General features: G+C 71.5%; 15 protein-coding genes. 11 read left to right on the top strand and 4 right to left on the bottom strand.

From position 1 onward, the window contains the following. Positions 1-40 precede the first annotated feature (40 nt). Genes ACU6RU_RS03965 through ACU6RU_RS03920 form a run of 10 tightly spaced genes read left to right on the top strand, consistent with a single transcriptional unit; the run spans position 41 to position 10,229 of the window. Entirely contained in the window at positions 41-1,402 is a 1,362-nt protein-coding gene (locus tag ACU6RU_RS03965; RefSeq protein WP_446725940.1) for an extracellular solute-binding protein, read from the top strand. A 50-nt stretch (positions 1,403-1,452) separates the two neighbouring features. After that, complete coding sequence (locus tag ACU6RU_RS03960; protein WP_446725939.1) at positions 1,453-2,397, top strand: carbohydrate ABC transporter permease; 945 nt, start codon at positions 1,453-1,455, stop codon at positions 2,395-2,397. After that, positions 2,394-3,332 (top strand): carbohydrate ABC transporter permease, encoded by a 939-nt coding sequence (locus ACU6RU_RS03955; protein WP_120263722.1) that lies wholly within the window; start codon positions 2,394-2,396, stop codon positions 3,330-3,332. The genes ACU6RU_RS03960 and ACU6RU_RS03955 overlap by 4 nt, the downstream gene beginning before the upstream one ends. After that, the gene (locus ACU6RU_RS03950; RefSeq protein WP_120263721.1) at positions 3,329-4,210 is read left to right on the top strand and encodes an NAD-dependent epimerase/dehydratase family protein; all 882 of its coding nucleotides are present in this window, start codon (positions 3,329-3,331) and stop codon (positions 4,208-4,210) included. The genes ACU6RU_RS03955 and ACU6RU_RS03950 overlap by 4 nt, the downstream gene beginning before the upstream one ends. After that, positions 4,207-5,466, top strand: coding sequence for an enolase C-terminal domain-like protein (locus ACU6RU_RS03945; protein WP_120263720.1), 1,260 nt, complete (start codon positions 4,207-4,209; stop codon positions 5,464-5,466). Before ACU6RU_RS03950 ends, ACU6RU_RS03945 begins: the two co-directional genes overlap by 4 nt. A 59-nt stretch (positions 5,467-5,525) precedes the next feature. Next, positions 5,526-6,812, top strand: a complete 1,287-nt coding sequence (locus ACU6RU_RS03940; protein WP_446725938.1) for an apiosidase-like domain-containing protein — start codon at positions 5,526-5,528, stop codon at positions 6,810-6,812. Continuing rightward, entirely contained in the window at positions 6,809-7,756 is a 948-nt protein-coding gene (locus ACU6RU_RS03935) for a sugar kinase (RefSeq protein WP_446725937.1), read from the top strand. The genes ACU6RU_RS03940 and ACU6RU_RS03935 overlap by 4 nt, the downstream gene beginning before the upstream one ends. Further along, positions 7,753-8,358: a bifunctional 4-hydroxy-2-oxoglutarate aldolase/2-dehydro-3-deoxy-phosphogluconate aldolase gene (locus ACU6RU_RS03930; protein ID WP_120263717.1), complete on the top strand. Its 606-nt coding sequence runs from the start codon at positions 7,753-7,755 to the stop codon at positions 8,356-8,358. The genes ACU6RU_RS03935 and ACU6RU_RS03930 overlap by 4 nt, the downstream gene beginning before the upstream one ends. After that, positions 8,355-9,197 (top strand): hypothetical protein, encoded by an 843-nt coding sequence (locus ACU6RU_RS03925; RefSeq protein ID WP_446725936.1) that lies wholly within the window; start codon positions 8,355-8,357, stop codon positions 9,195-9,197. Before ACU6RU_RS03930 ends, ACU6RU_RS03925 begins: the two co-directional genes overlap by 4 nt. A 12-nt stretch (positions 9,198-9,209) precedes the next feature. Next, positions 9,210-10,229, top strand: a complete 1,020-nt coding sequence (locus ACU6RU_RS03920) for a LacI family DNA-binding transcriptional regulator (protein WP_120263715.1) — start codon at positions 9,210-9,212, stop codon at positions 10,227-10,229. Positions 10,230-10,234: 5 nt separating this feature from the next. Here ACU6RU_RS03920 and ACU6RU_RS03915 read toward each other — a convergent pair whose 3' ends face one another. From ACU6RU_RS03915 to ACU6RU_RS03905, 3 genes are read right to left on the bottom strand one after another with little or no spacing between them, the layout of a single operon-like run. Continuing rightward, positions 10,235-10,690, bottom strand: a complete 456-nt coding sequence (locus tag ACU6RU_RS03915) for a recombinase family protein (RefSeq protein ID WP_120263714.1) — start codon at positions 10,688-10,690, stop codon at positions 10,235-10,237. 47 nt (positions 10,691-10,737) lie between these two features. Continuing rightward, positions 10,738-12,438 carry a cation:proton antiporter gene (locus tag ACU6RU_RS03910; RefSeq protein ID WP_446725935.1) on the bottom strand — a complete coding sequence of 567 codons (1,701 nt, stop codon included), beginning with the start codon at positions 12,436-12,438 and terminating at the stop codon, positions 10,738-10,740. 15 nt (positions 12,439-12,453) lie between these two features. Continuing rightward, positions 12,454-13,458: a malate dehydrogenase gene (locus tag ACU6RU_RS03905; protein WP_446725934.1), complete on the bottom strand. Its 1,005-nt coding sequence runs from the start codon at positions 13,456-13,458 to the stop codon at positions 12,454-12,456. Between the two features lie 300 nt (positions 13,459-13,758). Here ACU6RU_RS03905 and pip point away from each other — a divergent pair, with 300 nt between their 5' ends. Beyond that, positions 13,759-14,742 (top strand): prolyl aminopeptidase, encoded by a 984-nt coding sequence (gene pip, locus ACU6RU_RS03900; protein ID WP_446725933.1) that lies wholly within the window; start codon positions 13,759-13,761, stop codon positions 14,740-14,742. A gap of 70 nt (positions 14,743-14,812) precedes the next feature. Here the strand turns inward: pip and ACU6RU_RS03895 are convergent, their stop codons facing one another. Next, entirely contained in the window at positions 14,813-15,799 is a 987-nt protein-coding gene (locus ACU6RU_RS03895; protein ID WP_120264446.1) for a LacI family DNA-binding transcriptional regulator, read from the bottom strand. Between the last annotated feature and the right edge of the window lie 161 nt (positions 15,800-15,960).

Raw genomic sequence — 15,960 nt, 5'->3', positions numbered from 1 at the left:
AATCGTTTTTCCTGCTTGCCACTCACACCTAGGAGTTTCAATGACGAAACGTTTCCGTTCCGTCGCGGCCGCGATCGCGGTCGGAGGCCTGTCCGTCGCCGCCCTCACGGGCTGCAGCAGCGACGCATCTGCGCCCGCCGATGGCACCGTCACGATCGAGATCGGCGACCGCCCGACCGCCGACCGGCCCGAGGACCGCGCCTACTTCGACGAGCGCGTCGCCGCGTTCGAGAAGGCGAACCCGGACATCGACCTGCAGCCCGTCGAGACCGGCTACGACGCCTCGACATTCCAGGCGCTCGCTGCGGGCGGCAGCCTGCCCGACGTCATGAGCGTGCCGCTCACCGAGCCGCAGGGCCTCATCAAGCGGAACCAGGCCGCCGACATCACCGATGCGCTCGAGAGCGAGGGTCTGCTCGATGCGCTGAACCCGACGATCCTCGCCCTCACCAAGAACAGCGACGATCGCGTCTTCGCCATCCCCACGAACGCCTACTCGTTCGGTCTGGTCTACAACCGCGATCTGTTCACGCAGGCGGGCCTCGACCCCGAGAACCCGCCGAAGACGTGGGACGAGGTCCGCGAGGCGGCGAAGAAGATCAGCGATGCGACCGACGCCGCCGGCTTCTCCGTGCTGACGACCGCGAACACGGGCGGATGGCAGTTCACCGGTATGACCTACTCGTTCGGCGGCACCGTCGAGAACGAGGATGGCTCGAAGGCCACCTTCGACGACACCCCGTCGACGGATGCCCTCGACCTGCTGCAGACGATGCGCTGGGATGACGGCACGCTCCCCGAGAACACGCTCTACGACGTGCAGTCGCAGGGACAGGACTTCGCCGCCGGCAAGATCGGCATGATCCTCGGCGCGAGCGACTCGTACTACAACGTGGTCCAGAACCTGAAGCTGCCCGCCGAGCAGTTCGGCATCGGAGGGATGCCGCAGTCCGGCGGCACGCAGGGCACGCTGAGCGGCGGCACGGTGCAGATCGTGAACCCGAACGCGAGCGACGCCGAGAAGACCGCCGCGGTGAAGTGGGTGGAGTTCTTCTACCTCCAGCGCTTCCTCGACGAGGACACCGCCGTCGACGACGCGCGCGCGTCGAACGAGGCCGGCTCCGTCACGGGGCTCCCCGGGCTGCCGGTCGTCAATGCCGACCAGTACTCCGAGTACTTCACCTGGATCGCCGACTACATCAACGTCCCGAGCGAGAACTTCACGCCCTACCTCGAGGCATCGGCCGACATCCCGATCGTGCCCGAGCCCGTGAACAACGCGCAGGAGGTGTACGGCGCACTCGACACCGTCGTCCAGACGGTGCTGACCGACAAGGGCGCCGACATCCCCGCGCTCCTCGCCACCGCACAGAGCGACGTCCAGTCCCGCCTGAGCCGCTGACCCGACGGGGTGGGCCGATCATCTCGGCCCACCCCCGACCGGAGGACCCCATGACCGACGTGAGAACCCGGACCCGGACGACGGCGTCGGCGCCTGCATCCCCCGAGACGGAGCCGCGCCGCCGACGCCGGTGGCGTCCCAGCCTGACGGCACTCGCGATCGCGGCGCCCGCGATCGTCGTCTTCCTCTACTTCTCGTGGGGGCCCATCGTCAGCTCGCTCGCCATGAGCGTGCAGCGCGTCGTCATCGGAGGTGAGAGCAGCTTCGTCGGGTGGGAGAACTTCGCCTACGTCCTGTCGGACCCCGGTCTTCCGCAGGCGACCCTGAACACGATCTACTACACCGCGCTCGCGGTGCTGTTCGGCTTCCCGGTGCCGCTGGCCCTCGCCGTCTTCATCTCCGAGATGCGCTCGCGCAGCTGGTACTTCAGCGCGCTGGCCTACCTGCCGGTCATGGTGCCGCCGGTCGTCGCGATCCTGCTGTGGAAGTTCTTCTACGCCCCCGACGCCGACGGCCTGTTCAACACCGTCTTCGGCTGGGTCGGCATCGGCCCGCTGCCCTGGCTGAACTCGACGGCCACGGCCATGCCCTCCATCGTCCTCGAGACGACGTGGGCCGGCGCGGGCACGGCGATCATCATCTACATCGCAGCCCTCACGAGCATCCCCTCCGAGCTCTACGAGGCGGCGGAGCTCGACGGAGCGGGGATCTGGCGTCGCGTCTGGCACGTGACTCTCCCGCAGATGCGCGGCATCATCGCCACGATGCTGCTGCTGCAGGTCATCGGCACGATGCAGATCTTCACCGAGCCGTTCCTCTTCACCGGCGGCGGACCGCAGGGCGCCACCAAGACGCTGCTCATGACGATCTACGACTACGCCTTCGTGCGCGTCGACTACGGCGCCGCGACCGCGCTGAGCGTGCTGCTCGCCGCATCGCTCGGCCTGCTGTCGCTCCTCTACTTCCGACTGACCCGACGCTGGAGCCGAGCATGAGCGCCCTTCTTCCCTCCCGGCGGCTCACCCGGCGCCGCGACGTCGCCCCCGAACCGCTTTCGCGCACGAACATCTCCGACAGCGACCGTCAGCGCCCATCGGTGCGCGTCTGGCTGGGCATCGGTCAGGTCGTGGTGCTCGCGGGCCTGCTCATCGCCGGACTCGGTCCGCTCATCTGGCTCGCGCTCGCGGCGGTCTCGCCGACGCAGGACCTCATCCGCGGTCCGTTCTCGTTCTTCGCCAGCGGGACGGTGCAGTGGGAGAACCTCGCCATCGCGTGGGAGCGCGGCCGTATCGGCCACTACCTCACCAACACCGCGATCCTCGCGGCGGGATCGGTCGTGGTGACCCTCGTCGTCTCGACGACGGCGGCCTTCGTGATCACCGTGCTCCGGCCGCGGTGGGGCAAGCTCCTGTCCGGAGCCATTCTCGCGACGCTGTTCATCCCCTCCATCGTCTCGCTCGTGCCGCTGTACCTGACGGTGCGCGAGCTGCCGGTGCTGGGGGTCTCGCTGATCAACACCTGGTGGGCCGTGTGGCTGCCCGCCGGCGCCGCAGCGTTCAACGTGCTCATCATCGCCCGGTTCCTCGAGGCGATCCCCGCCGACCTGTACGAGGCGGCACGCATCGACGGCGCGGGCCCGCTCCGCATCCTCTGGAGCATCGTCCTCCCGCTGTCGCGGCCGATCCTCGGAGTCGTGGGCCTGCTGACGGTCGTCGCGTCGTGGAAGGACTACCTCTGGCCCCTGCTCGTGCTGCCCGACCCCGACAAGCAGCCGGTGTCGGTGGCTCTGCCGCGCCTCGCGGATCAGACCGAGCTGAGCGTTCAGATGGCGGCCCTGTTCCTCTCGCTGATCATCCCCGTGGCGCTGTTCCTCATCTTCCAGCGGCAGTTCCTCCGCGGCGCGAGCATGGCGGGCGGGGTCAAGGGATGAGCCGCGTCCTCGTCACCGGCGCCGACGGCGAGATCGGTCGTGCAGTCAGCGACCGCCTCGTCGCGAGCGGACACCAGGTCACGGCGCTGTCGCTCGCATTCGGGGGAGCGCATCCCGCCGATCGGCAGATCACGGGCGACGCGACCTCGCGGTCCGACGTCGAGGAGGCGATGCGCGACGTCGACGCCGTCGCGCACTTCGCCGCCATCCCGCATCCGAGTCTGGGCACCCCCTACGACGTCTTCCGCGTCAACACCTCCGCGACGTTCAACGTGCTCACGCGCGCCGCCGAGGCGGGCGTCCGCCGTGCCGTCATCGCAAGCAGCATCAACGCCATCGGCTACCCGAACAACCCGCACGACACGTTCCCGCCGGCGTTCCCGCTCGACGTCGAGACGCCGCCCGACATCGCCGACGCCTACTCGCTGTCGAAGCTCGCCGACGAGGCGACGGCCCGGTACGCGCACCGGAGGTACGGGATCGACGTCGTCGCGCTGCGGTTCCCGCTCGTGAAATGGCCGCACGTCTTGCGCGAGGTCGCCGACGAGGTCCGGGCCGATCCCGCGCGGATGGCCCGCGAGGGCTGGGCGTACCTGACGATGTCCGACGCCGTGCGCGCGGTCGAGCGGGCGCTGTGGGCGGATGTCGCCGGCGCCGAAGTCGTGCCGCTCAGCGCCCGCGACACCCTGCTCGATGTGCCCACGGCCGACTTGCTGCGCCGCTACGCGCCCGCCGCCGAGCCGCCGGCGCACCTGTCGGGCCATGACGCGCTCGTCGACCTGACCGCCGCGCGGACGGTGCTCGGCTTCGAGCCGCGCGAGTCGATCCACGACGGCACGGCCACCCCCTACCCGGCACTCGTGAGGAGCGACCGATGACGACAGAGCCCACGACCTTCGATCAGCCATGGATGCCTCGCGAGAACGTGCGCATCACGGATGTGCGGGCGATCGTGACGGCGCCCGAGGGCATCCCGCTGGTCGTCGTCCGCATCGACACCGACGAGGACGGCTTGTGGGGCTACGGCTGCGCGACCTTCACGCAGCGCTGGCAGGCTGTCGTGGCGTTCCTCGACCACGTGCGCCCCCTGCTCGTCGGGCGATACCCCGGCGACATCGAAGACCTGCTGCGTCTCGTGCGGTTCACCGGCTACTGGCGCGAGGGCCCGGTCGGCAACAACGCGCTCTCGGGCATCGACATGGCGCTGTGGGACATCGCGGGCAAGCGCGCCGGGATGCCGGTGTACGAGCTGTTCGGCGGACGCGTGCGCGCCGCGGCCGACACCTACCTGCACGCCGAGGGCGCCGATTTCGACGAGACCACGGATCACGCGCGCGAGCTCATGGCCGCGGGTCAGCGGCATGTGCGCATCCAGACCGGTCAGCAGGGGGTCGGGCACTACGGCGCCCCGCCCGTCGCGGGGTCGTTCGTGTGGGCGAAGAACCCCGCGGGATGGCGTGTCGAGGACTATCTCGTCCGCACGCCGCAGCTGTTCGCCCACGTGCGCGAAGCGCTCGGCGACGGGGTCGAGCTGCTGCACGACGTCCACTCGCGGCTGACGCCGGCGACGGCGATCGCGCTCGCCCGTTCGCTCGAGCCCTACCGTCCCTTCTTCCTCGAAGACGTGCTGGCGCCCGAGCACTGGCACCGCCTCGCCGAGGTGCGTGCCGCCTCCCCGGTGCCGATAGCGGTCGGCGAGCTCGCGACATCCTTCACCGACGCGGCCCGCTTGATCCGCGAGCATCACGTCGACTACATCCGCAGCCATCTCTCGGATGTCGGGGGAGTCAGCGCCGCACGCCGGCTCGCCGTCCTCGCCGACATCGAGGGAGTGCGCACGGCCTGGCATTCGCCGGGCGACGCCTCGCCGTTCGCCGTCGCCGCCGCCGTCGCGCTCGATGTGACCTCGCCGGCCTTCGGCATCCAGGAAGGGCACGTCTACAACGACGCGACGCACGAGGTCTTCCCCGGGATGATCGACATCGTCGATGGCTGGCTGACCCCGAACGACGCGCCCGGATGGGGCATCGAGATGGACGAGGCCGCCGCCGCCCGCTTCCCCGCCGGTCTTTCCGGGCACGACGCGTGGGCCGCGGGCGTCCGCGCCCCCGACGGCGCCCTGATCGCGCCCTGAGCGTGCGGCGCTCCGCGCCGTCGCACCGACCCCCCCATCCCCGAACCCGAAAGAGATCCATGACCACCTGGTCGATCGCGCCCTCGGGGCGCTGGCTGCTGCACGGCGGCAAACCGACGTTCCTCCTGGCTGACACCGTCTGGGCGGCTTTCGGCGGTCCGACCGAGAACGAGTGGCTCGACCACCTCGAGCTCCGCCGCCGCCAGGGCTTCAACGCGCTGTTGATCAGCGTCCTGCCCATCGAGCACGACCGTTCGACGGGCACGCGCTCGCCGTACGCCCTCCGCGACGGCGCGGTCGACTTCGGCGCCGGTGACCCCGACTACTGGGCCGTCGCCGAGCGCATGCTCGAGCAGGCGCGCGAGCGGGGCTTCACGCCGATGCTCGTGCTGCTGTGGAACAACTTCGTGCCCGGCACGTGGGGCTCGCGCCTCACTCCCGATCACGTGCTGAGCGCGGAGCAGACCGAGACCTACGCCCGAGAGACGGTGGCGAGGTTCCAGCGGTTCGAGCCGGTCTGGATCGTGTCGGGCGACGACGATCTCGACGACGACGTCGCGCTCGAGCGGTACAGCTCGGTGGCGGCGCTGCTGCGCGAGGTCGCACCCGGCCAGCTCGTCACCTGGCACGACACTCCGACAGCACGGATGCTGCAGCCGCTGGCCGACAGCGGACTCGTCGACTTCCACGCGCTCCAGTCGGGGCACAACGAAGCCTGGGAGACGCTGCCGGCCGACCTCACCCGCTACTACCGCGGCCTCGACGTCGCGCGGCCGATCATCAACCTCGAGCCCTGCTACGAAGGGCTCGGCCGCTTCCGCGGCACCGCGCGCCACTCGGCGGCCGACGTCCGTCGCGCCAGCTGGACCGGCGTCGTCTCGGGCGCTGCCGCGGGTCTCGGCTACGGCGCCCACGGCGTCTGGTCGTGGCATCGCCGAGGAGAGGGCTTCTCGGCCGAAGACGTGCACGGGGCTCCGTTCCCGTTCTCCGTCGCCGCGGCCTTCCCTGGCGCCGAGGACGTCGCGTACCTCCGCCGTGTCGTCGACGCGGAGCGGCTATGGGGCCTCGACGCGGCGCCCGATCTGCTCGTGGCCGAACCCTCCGGGGCCGTCGCCGGCCGCACTCCCGATGGAACGATCGCCGTCTACGCCCCCACGCCCTTCTCGCTCACCCTCGGAGGCGTCGAGCCCGACGGCCTCGGGGTGACACTCCATGACCTCGCGGCGCGTCGGCCCGATGCCGCGCGGTGGACCGCGGTCGACAGCGGCATCCGGCTCGAGCAGCCCGAGTTCACCGGCGACGCGCTGTTCGTACTGCGCCCCGTTCACAGCGGGGGCGAACGATGAACGGGCGGATCGTGACGTTCGGCGAGGCGCTCGCCACCGCGACCGTCGATGAGGCGGGCACCCTGACCCGCGCGACCGTCGCGGGCGCGGAGCTCAACACCGCGGTCGGGCTCGCGCGCCTCGGGCATGATGTCGCGTGGGCTTCTCGGCTCGGCGACGACGTCTTCGCGGGACTCGTGCGCGAGACCCTGCGGGCTGAAGGCATCGACGATCGCCTCGTGGTGGCTGCTCCCGGGGAGCAGACGGGCCTGATCGTCAAGCAGCGCCGGGACGACGACGACATCCGTTCGGAGCACTACCGCGCGACGAGCGCCGCGAGCCGACTGCGTTCGGACGACCTCCCGGTCGCGGCACTCGACGGGGGAGGGTGGTTGCACGCCACCTGCATCACGCCCGCGCTCGGAGCCGGCCCGAAGGGGCTGTTCGAGAACGTCCTCCACGAGGCCTCGATGCGCGGCATCCCCATCTCGCTCGACGCCAACCACCGGCCGCAGCTGATGTCGGAGGACGAGCTCCGAGCAGTCGTCGACGATTGGCTCGATGTCGTCGACACGTTCTTCTGCAACGAGGACGAGGCCCGGATCCTCACCGGCACGACATCGACGGATGCCGCCGTCGACGAGCTCGCCCGGCGTGGCCCCCGCGTCGTCGTGGTGAAGCTCGGAGGTCGCGGGGCGATGGCCGGCGACGCGGCGGGTCGACGCTTCACTCCTGCATCCGCCGTCACCCCGCCGACTCATCCCGTCGGAGCCGGCGACGCCTTCGCCGCGGCATGGATCTCGTGCACGCTGCGCGGCTACACCGTCGACGAGGCGCTGCCCGTCGCGGCGTGGTGCGCGGCACGGGTCGTCGCCGATCCCGGCGATCACGACGGCTTCCCCCGCCGCGTCGAGCTCGACGCCTTCGAGGTTGCACGCCGCGACCTCGCGGAGGCCGGGCGATGACCGCGGACGTGCGAGCAGCGCTCGCCGCCGCGGCCGTCGTCGCCGTGCTTCGGGCGTCGTCGGAAGCCGAGCTGCGTCGGCAGATCGATTTCGCCCTCGACGCCGGACTGCCGGTGCTCGAGATCACGTCCACGACCCCGGGGTGGGACCGCGTGTTGGCGGAGATCGCCGGCGACACTGCCTTCGACCGCACCCTGCTCGGGGCCGGCACCGTTACGACCGTGGCTCAGGCTGAGGCGGCGCGGGATGCTGGGGCACGGTTCCTCGTGTCGCCGACGGTCGTCGACGCCGCCGTGCGCGCGGCAGCCGGCGAGGCGACCTTCATCGCGGGCGGATTCACCCCGACCGAGCTGCGCGCTGCGGCAGGAGCGACCGGCCTGGTAAAGCTCTTCCCCGCCGCGAGCGGCGGTCTCGGGCACCTGCGCGCGGTTCGCGACGTGATGCCCGACGTCGCCGTCATGCCCACCGGCGGCATCGGCATCGACGCCGCCGCCGACTGGATCGCCGCGGGTGCCGTCGCGGTCGGGATCGGCGGCGGGCTGTTTCGTGAACCCGTGGGCCGGGTCCGCGACCTCGTCGCTTCGCTCCGGCGGACCCCGTGAAGCGGATGCGCATCGGCTCGGGCGATCTCGTCGCGGTCGTGGAGGCCGACGGGGCTCGCATCTCGTCATTGCGCCACCTGCCCACCGAGCGTGAACTGCTCGCGTCGACACCGTGGGCCGACGATCCGGATGACGCGTTCGTGATGGCCGACTCGAGTGCGCAGTGGCATCGCGCCTACCGCGGCGGCTGGCACCTGCTGCTGCCGCGGGCCGGCGACGCACCCGCGATGGCGTCTCCGCCGCAGCCGTTCCATGGCGAGGCCGCGTGGCGCACCTGGCGGCTCACGGGCAGCCGTAACGCGTGCCGCGCGTCGGTCGTCCTGCGGACGGTTCCGCTCGCGATCGACCGATGGATGTCGGTGCGCGCGAACATGCTCGTCATCGAGACCGCGGTACGGAACGTCGACAGTGATCCGGTCAGCTACGGCTGGGCCGAGCACCCGGCGTTCTCGGGCGACCTCTTCGGTCCGGCCTCCACGGTGCACACGGGTGACCGCGTCATACGGCTGGACGCGGCGCCCGCGGCATCCTTCGCCGATCTCGCCGCACCTGCCGGCGCCGTGACCATCACCGCCCCCGAGGCCGGTGTCGAGGTCTCACTGCACTGGGACGCGGCGCTGCTGCCGCGGCTCTACGTCTGGCAGGAGCAGCGGGGGAGCGCCGGCTTCCCGTGGTGGGGTGCGATGGATGCCGTCGGCCTCGAGCCGGCCGCCGACCCGTACGGCACACCCCTCGACGCTCTCGGCACCCTGACCCTCGCGCCGGGGGAGAGCCGGGAGTCCGTCATCTCGCTGCGTGTCGATCGATCGGGCGATGTCGCGCCGGAGGCGACGTCATAGACTCGAAGCGAGATGGCGAGAAAAGCGATTTCCCTCCGTGACGTTGCGGCTGTCGCCGGCGTCTCGGTGTCGACCGTGTCGAAGGTGCTGCGGGGTCAGGGCAAGGCATCGGATGCCACGCGCGAGCGCATCTTCGAAGCCGCCGAGCGGCTCGACTTCCAGCCCAACGCGCTAGGTCAGTTCCTCGTCCAGGGGCGCAGTGCCACCGTGGGCGTGCTCACCATGAACGCCCCCGGTGCCTTCACGATGCCGGTGCTCACCGGTGCGACCACGACCCTCGGCACGCGCGACCTGTCGGTGCTCGTGACCGACTCGCACCTCGACCGCACCGTACTCGCGGCGACGGTCCGCAAGCTGCGGGCGCGCAGCATCGACGGGCTGCTCGTCGTCGGCGACGGGTCCGGGTCGGAGATCCGCTCGGTCACGGCGGGGTTCCCGGCACCGGTGGTCTACGTCTACGGCATCTCCGACGACGACGCCGACGCCTCGTTCGTGCACGACGGGTACGCCGCCGGGAAGCGTGCCGGAGAGCACCTCCTCGCCTCCGGTCGTCGGCGCATCGCGCACATCACGGCTTCCGCCGACGACCACTCGGCGCGCGAGCGCGCGGACGGCCTCGCCGCAGCCCTCGCGGCCGCCGGTGCCGACCTCGCGCCCGAGCTCGTGCTGCGCGGTGACTGGTCGCGGGGCTGGGGTCGCGAGGCCGCGGAGCGGCTGATCGCGTCGGGCGCGACGTTCGACGCCGTCTGCTGCGGCAACGACACGATCGCCCGCGCGGTGATCGCGGCGCTCGCCGAAGCGGGTGTCCGCGTGCCGGAGGATGTCGCCATCACCGGGATGGACAACCTGTCGGGCCTCACCGGGCAGGACGACGAGAGCCTCACGACGATCGACTTCCGTCTCGCCGACCTGGGTGCCCGGGCCGCGGCTCACCTGGCCGACGTCATCGACGGTCAGCCCTACGAGCCCGGCCTGCACCGGCTGGCGGGCGACCTCGTCGCGGGTGAGTCGACGGCGTCGCCGGCTGGCTGACGGCCTCAGTTCTGGCGCGAGCCGAGCACCTTCACGATGACGGACCGTCGGCGCAGTTCGGCGATCGTCCTGGTCTCCTCGTCGGCGTCGCGGCCGAGCGCGTGCACGTCGGAGACCACGACGACGTCTCCCGCCGTCAGATGACCGAACAGGCGCGACAGGCGTTCCTGCCAGCTCTCGCCGGTCTCGGGAGCGGGGTGGCGGAAGCCCTCGATCGGAACGCCGAACTGTGCCAGCGCGTCGCGCTGAGCCACGATGCTCGGCATGTCGTCGCGCGAGACGACGAGGCCGACAAGGCGGGCACCGGCGGGGCGGGCGGCCCACCATTCCGGGCTCGGCTGCAGGGCGGCGAAGCTGTCGGGCAGTTCGTCGACGGGGGAGTCGGGCAGCGCGATCGTACGCGTCTCGGCGTAGTCCGCCGCGGGGCGCGTGGTCCGGTCGTCGTCCGTCGGGGTGCTCACCCTCTTATTGTCGCCGACGCGAGAACGGTTTTCACCGCGAGTTCGCGTCAGAGATCGTTCTGGCGCATCTCCAGGCTCACCTGCTGCGAATCGAGGCGGCGTTGGGACTCGCGCAGCACCTCCGACGAGAACGCGCCCTCGCGCGACAGCTCGAGAAGGCGCGAGCGCATCGCGCCGATCAGCAGCAGCTGCAGCTCGCGCGCGAGGGCTCCGGCATCCTCGTCGGCCGCATGCTCCAGTCGGCGGCGCGCGATCGTCAGGGTGCGGGCATCCCATCGGCCACCTTCCTCGACGGCGAGCGTCGGGTCGGCCAGCCGGTCGATCGCCGCGGTGCGCAGCTCGGCGTCGAGCGCCTGCTCCTCCTCACGCAGCAGCGAGCTGTCGGCGACGGTGCTCGGGATGCGCAGCGCCCGCACCAGGCCCGGCAGCGTGAGGCCCTGGAGGAGCAGGCTGATGACCGCGACCAGGAACGCGGTGAGGATGAGGAGTTCGCGCTCCGGGGTGTCGCGGGGAAGCGTCTGCGCCGCCGCGAGCGTTACGACGCCGCGCATCCCGGCCCACACGATGATCGTGCCGTGCTTCCAGCCGAGCGGCGAGGCCTCGTAGTAGTCGAGGTCGTTGAACGCTCGGGTCACCCGGCTGCGCATGCTCTCCAAACGCCGACGCGCCGCCCCCGGGTTCCGTCCGCGTCTCGCCACGTCGGGCGACAGGTTGTCGAGGTGCTCCGAGATCTGTTCGAGCCGGTCGCGCTGCCGAAGGCGCGCGCGTCGGCCCTGGACGAAGATGAGCCCGGCGACGTAGACGGCGCGGATGGCGAGCAGGATCGCGAGCGACCCCAGGGCGAGGAGGATCGCCTTCCCGGGTCCGCTCTGCTGTTGGAAGTTGTCGTCGAGGATGCCGCGCAGCTCGAGCCCCATGACGAGGAACACGCCGCCCTCGAGCACCAGCTCGACCGTCCGCCAGTTGATCTCGTCCGAGACCCGCTGCTCGGCGGTGAAACGGCGCGCGGCACCCTGGCCCGTCGTGATGCCGGCCGCCACGGCGGCGACCAGCCCCGAGCCGCCGAGGTGCTCGGTGGGCAGGTACGCCACGAAGGGCACGATGAACCCGAGGGCGGTGGCGGCGACGGTGTTCATGCGTGCCCGGACGCGCAGATTGACGCCGCCGACGACGGTGCCGACGATCACGGCGGCGACGATGCCCCAGACGAACGTGCCGACCGTGTCGGCGAAGGCGAACCCGCCGGCGACGGCGGCGATCGCACTGCGCAGCAGCACGAGGGCCGTCGCGTCGTTGATGAGGCTCTCACCCTCGAGGATCGTCACGACGCGCGGCGATATGCCGAGGCGTTTGACGATGGAGGTCGCGACGGCATCGCTCGGGCTCAGCACCGCCCCGAGCGCGACGGCCAGCGGGAACCCGAGCTGCGGGAGCACGAGGGTGAGAAATCCTCCGACGGCGAGCGCACTGACGACGACGAGGGCGACGGCGAGCCCCGAGATCGACGGCAGATCGCGTCGGAACTCCACCGCCGGCAGTCGGACGGCTGCCGCGTAGAGCAGGGGCGGGAGCACTCCGACGAGGATCAGCTCGGGGTCGACCTCGAAGTCGTCGAGGATCGGCAGCCAGGACGCGGCCAGGCCCACCGCGACGAGGATCAGCGGGCCGGCGACCCCCAGGCGTTTCGACAGCGAGGTCGAGAGCGCGATCGCGACGACTCCGAGGATGAGTCCGGGCAGCAGTTCCACGCGTCCGGGCGCCCGTCAGAGGATGCCGAGAGCCCGGACGGCGTCGCGTTCGTCGACGAGCTCCGCGACCGACGCGTCGAGCCGCGACCGGCCGCGCTCATCGAGGTCGAGACCCGAGACGACGCGATAGCCCGAGCCGTCGCTCGTCACGGGGAAGGAGCAGACCAGGCCTTCGGGCACGCCGTACTCGCCCCGCGAGACGACCGCGGCGGAGGTACGACGACCGTCGGTGCCGAGCACGTCGTCGCGCACGTGTCGCAGGGCGGCGTTGGCTGCCGACGCCGCCGACGACGCACCGCGCACGGCGATGATCTCGGCGCCGCGCTTCGCCACGCGGGGCACGAACTCGTCGTCGAGCCAGGCCCGGGCGGCATCCGTCCCACCCAGGCGGTCGGCGAGCACGTCGGTCGCGGGCCGGCCGGCGATGGTCGCGAAGGCGACGTCGGGGAACTGCGTCGCGGAGTGGTTGCCCCAGATGGTGACCCCGTCGATGTCGGTGACCGCGACGTCCAAGCGGGCGGCGAGCTGCGCGAGCGCACGCTCGTGGTCGAGGCGGGTCATCGCGCTGAAGCGCTCGGGCGGCACACCCTCGGCCGCCGATGCGGCGATCAATGCGTTCGTGTTCGCGGGGTTGCCGACGACGAGAACGCGGACATCGGATGCCGCGGACGCTGCGATGGCCGCCCCCTGCGGGCCGAAGATGCCCGCGTTGGCGGCGAGCAGGTCGCCGCGTTCCATGCCGGCCGATCGGGGCCGGGCCCCCACGAGCATCGCGATGTTGGCGCCCGCGAATCCGGTGCGCGCGTCATCGGTGACCTCGATCGATCGCAGCAAGGGGAACGCGCAGTCCTGCAGTTCGAGCGCGGTGCCCTCCGCGGCGCGCACGCCGTCGGGGATCTCGAGCAGACGGAGATTCACGGGCCGGTCGGGGCCGAGCATCTCGCCGGAGGCGATGCGGAACAGCAGGGCGTAGCCGATCTGACCGGCCGCGCCGGTGACGGTGACGGTGGTGGCGTCCATGAGCCGAGCCTATTCCTGCCGCCGCGGCCGCGCCGGGGCAGACGACCGGAAGAGTCTGGCGGCGCTCAGCCCTTGCTGCGTGCCGTGCACGCGCGCGGCGCGTGCGCGGATGCAAGGGATCGGGGCCGACACCCCGTGACGGATGCCGCAGGGCCGGGGTGTCGCGGCCAATCCCTTGCATCGCGGCGCAGGCGACCGGACTCGGGGCGGATCCCGGCTCGTCGCCGTGCGGCGACACGGTGCACGACGCCTCGCAGGTACGGTAAAGCGCATGAACGAACGCGACCGCGGAGCCGCACGATGAGCGTGTCGGCCGCCCTGGCCGGCATCCTGTATCCCGAGATCGAGCCCTACGAGACGGGCTTCCTGCTCGCCGGCGACGGCCAGCGCATCTATTGGGAGCAGTCGGGCAATCCCGAGGGCAAGCCGGTCGTGTTCCTGCACGGCGGGCCCGGCGGCGGAACCTCGCCCTGGCACCGTCGATTCTTCGATCCCGAGGCGTACCGCATCATCCTGTTCGACCAGCGCGGCTGTGGGAAGTCGACGCCCCATGCGAGCGATCCGGCGGCCGATCTCCGCTACAACACCACGTGGCACCTCGTCGCCGACATCGAACTGCTGCGACGCAACTTCGGCATCGATCGGTGGCAGGTGTTCGGCGGCTCGTGGGGGTCGACGCTCGCACTCGCCTACGCCCAGTCGCACCCGGATGCCGTCTCGGAGCTGGTGCTGCGCGGAATCTTCACGTTGCGGCGCCACGAGCTCGAGTGGTTCTACGAGGGCGGCGCGGCCGCGCTGTTCCCCGACCTGTGGGAGGACTACCTCGCGCCGGTGCCGGTCATCGAGCGGAGCCGGCTGATCGAGGCGTACCACCGTCTGCTCACCGACCCCGATCCGGCGGTGCACGTTCCCGCGGCGCAGGCCTGGACCCGCTGGGAGGCGTCGACCGTGACGTTGCGGCCCGATCCCGAACTGGTGACGGCCATGACCGCGGCCGAGTCGGCGACGGCGTTCGCGCGCATCGAGAACCACTACTTCCTCAACGGCGGATGGCTGCGTGAGGGGCAGCTGATCGAGGACGCCGCGTCGGGCCGGCTCCGCGGCATCCCGGGTGTCATCGTTCAGGGCCGCTACGACGCCTGCACGCCGCCCATGACCGCGTGGGACCTGCACCGGGCCTGGCCCGAGGCCGAGTTCGTCATGGTCGACGACGCCGGCCACTCGGCCGGCGAGCCCGGCATCGCCGCCGCTCTCGTCGCCGCGACCGACCGTTTCGCCCGCTGACCCGCGCCCGCGCCGGCGCGGCGGCGCCGAGAACGCACCGTCGCCGCGATAACGCACCGCGGATGGTGCGTTATCGCGAAGAGGGTGCGTTCTCGGCGGCTTGCGCCGCGGGCCAGTGCACCGACACGTCGAGGCGGCGGCGGGTGGGAGCGGATGGCGGGGCGACGAGCATCGGGAGGAGCGCGGCCATGGCCTCGCGGCCCAGCTCGTCACCGTCGACGTCGATCGCGGGCACGTCGTCGGCCCCGATCGCCTCGGCCACCAGGCGTTCCGCGCTGACGACGATCTCGCCGGGCGAGGCGACGCCGCGAGCGCGGAGGGCGAAGACGAGACCGAGGCCGATGGATGTCGCATAGGGCACGACCGCCGTCGCGCCCGAGTCGATGACCGCGTCGGCGGTCGCGACGCCCGCCGCGAAGGTCGCCGGGAACGGGCCGAGCGCGGTCAGCTCGACGCGCTCGCCGACGGCGGCGTCGATCGCGGCGGAGCGCTGCCGGTCCTGCCATGACCCCTCCGGGCCGCCGAGGTACACGATCCCCCGATGACCGGCCTCGGCCAGGCGCGTCGCGAGCTCCGCGAAGGCGCTCGCGGTGTCGGCCACGATCGAGGTCATGCCCTCGATCTCCCGGTCGACGAGGACCGTGGGCCCGAAGGCGCCGGCGGCGCGGACGATGTCGTCGGGACCGCGCGGGGCGACGAGGATGCAGCCGTCGACCTGCCGGGCGAGGCGCTCGAGCTCGTCGAGGCCGTCGGCGTCGTCGAGCCGGTGCACCGCGACGGTGAGCTGCAGGTCGGACTCGCGGGCGCGCTCCTGGGCGCCCGCGATGATCGGGGTGAAGAACGCGTTGTCGAGGGTGGGCACGACGAGCGCGACGATGCCGCTACGTCCCCGGGCGAGGTGGCTCGCGGCGCGGTTGGGGATGAAGCCGAGCGCCGCGGCAGCGGCGCGCACGCGCACGACCGTCTCGGGGGCGACGAGATCGGGGCGGCTGAGAGCACGGGATGCCGTCGACTTCGATACACCCGCATGCGCGGCGACATCGGCGAGTGTCGTCACCGTGCCCCCTTCATCCCGCCGCCGCATGCCGCGACGGTCCGCTCATCCTACTGAGCCGAAGCAACCGGTTGCGCCGGCGTCTGACGGCAGTTTTACACGGTGTTAACACGAATGGTCGCATCGCCCCTCGCGCGGGCTCTACGGTAGGAGCAACCGGTTGC

The sequence above is a fragment of the Microbacterium sp. F1-18 genome, assembly GCF_052921305.1.
This window is presented reverse-complemented; position numbering and strand designations above follow the sequence as displayed.